The organism is Xenorhabdus aichiensis (assembly GCF_028598775.1).
Taxonomy (GTDB): Bacteria; Pseudomonadota; Gammaproteobacteria; order Enterobacterales; family Enterobacteriaceae; genus Xenorhabdus; species Xenorhabdus bovienii.
Genome location: NZ_JAQRFO010000120.1, coordinates 1 through 1,140, shown reverse-complemented (window position 1 = coordinate 1,140; position 1,140 = coordinate 1). Strand labels below are relative to the sequence as shown.

The window sequence follows — 1,140 nt, the reverse complement described above, 5'->3', positions numbered from 1 at the left end:
TTAAAAGTAATCAGTTGATACTTAAGGTATATTGTTAGATCAGCCAAACATTAATCAACCGAAGTGATGGCTGATTAGCTTCGGTATGAGGATTAGAAATGTCTTATCAACCAATTGACTTGGTAATTTTAGCTAGAAAAATTGAAGCGCTTCAATCCGCTTTATCCATCACGTTGGCGGCATTGTCTACAGCTATGCCCTCAGTTAAAGATGACGTGATAGTAAATCTTGAACAGTTTGCAGATAAACACCAAGACCCAACAGTGAAACAAGCCCACACAGAATTAGCCAATAGGGTTAAAGGGTTAAACGTGACCATAGAATAATTGCTTTAAGATTTACTAATTATTGCATGTTTAATTACAGCAGAATCTATCTTTAGAGCATTAATCTCACAGCTCGTTGCCCTTTGAACATCAGCGAGCTGTTTTTCCAACTCTGTGACTCGTCTTTCAAGCTGTACCGCTCTATCATCGGTAGCGGAAATTTTTAAATCCTTCATCGTCTTCTCAGCAAAAGCCACTGCTCTGTCATTAAACGCTTTCAAGGTGACTTCATCCGTTACAAAGTCTTCTGAATAATCAAATGACACTTTCAAACTATGCACGTCACTGATACCGGCAACAACAACTTTAGCTGTCAGAGTATTGATAATACACGCTCTAACATTACCCTTACCCTCTTCCGTCAGCTTTAGCTTAGCTTTGTCAACCCGGTTAGATTTCTGTGGCATGGAGACTTCGATATTCATCATTCACCTCACGAGTGAGTTAATAGGATGCCGATCGCAATAGGAGATACCGAGGTACTGAGAATGATTGCGGCGGCAAATTAGGTAATAAGCAATATCGAGCGCCCAGAGATAGACGCTCTGTATTGGTTACTGTATGGGGCCAGCTACAAATCGACCTCGACATACCGTGCGAACAGTGTCACCCGTCAGAGTGGTAATGTAGGCTTGGTCTGTTTTTTTGATGTCGTGATTAATCAGATTGCCGTTCTGGCTATGCTCGACACGGGCAATAACGCCTTCAAGTTGGGCAGCATCATTCGGGTAAAACTCCAGACGGTACATATTCCCCAATATCCATGACTCTTCTACTGAACGACCGTTTCTTTCTGTGATTAGCTTTAATGCGT

Annotated in this window: 3 protein-coding genes; 1 reads left to right on the top strand and 2 read right to left on the bottom strand. The window is 41.7% G+C overall.

The genetic code is table 11. The features are described from left to right. Window positions 1-98 precede the first annotated feature (98 nt). Window positions 99-326, top strand: coding sequence for a hypothetical protein (locus PSI22_RS21200; protein WP_273581453.1), 228 nt, complete (start codon window positions 99-101; stop codon window positions 324-326). A gap of 5 nt (window positions 327-331) precedes the next feature. Here the strand turns inward: PSI22_RS21200 and PSI22_RS21195 are convergent, their stop codons facing one another. Both PSI22_RS21195 and PSI22_RS21190 read right to left on the bottom strand, forming a co-directional pair. Then, window positions 332-751 carry a hypothetical protein gene (locus PSI22_RS21195; RefSeq protein WP_273581452.1) on the bottom strand — a complete coding sequence of 140 codons (420 nt, stop codon included), beginning with the start codon at window positions 749-751 and terminating at the stop codon, window positions 332-334. A 129-nt stretch (window positions 752-880) separates the two neighbouring features. Beyond that, a partial coding sequence (locus PSI22_RS21190) for a hypothetical protein (RefSeq protein WP_273581451.1) occupies window positions 881-1,140 on the bottom strand: 260 nt, incomplete at its 5' end.

What these genes read in the sequence shown, in the direction of transcription:
- PSI22_RS21200 (WP_273581453.1), top strand. Translation starts at nt 99, where the DNA reads ATGTCTTATCAACCAATTGACTTGGTAATTTTAGCTAGAAAAATTGAA.
- PSI22_RS21195 (WP_273581452.1), bottom strand. Translation starts at nt 751, where the DNA reads ATGAATATCGAAGTCTCCATGCCACAGAAATCTAACCGGGTTGACAAA.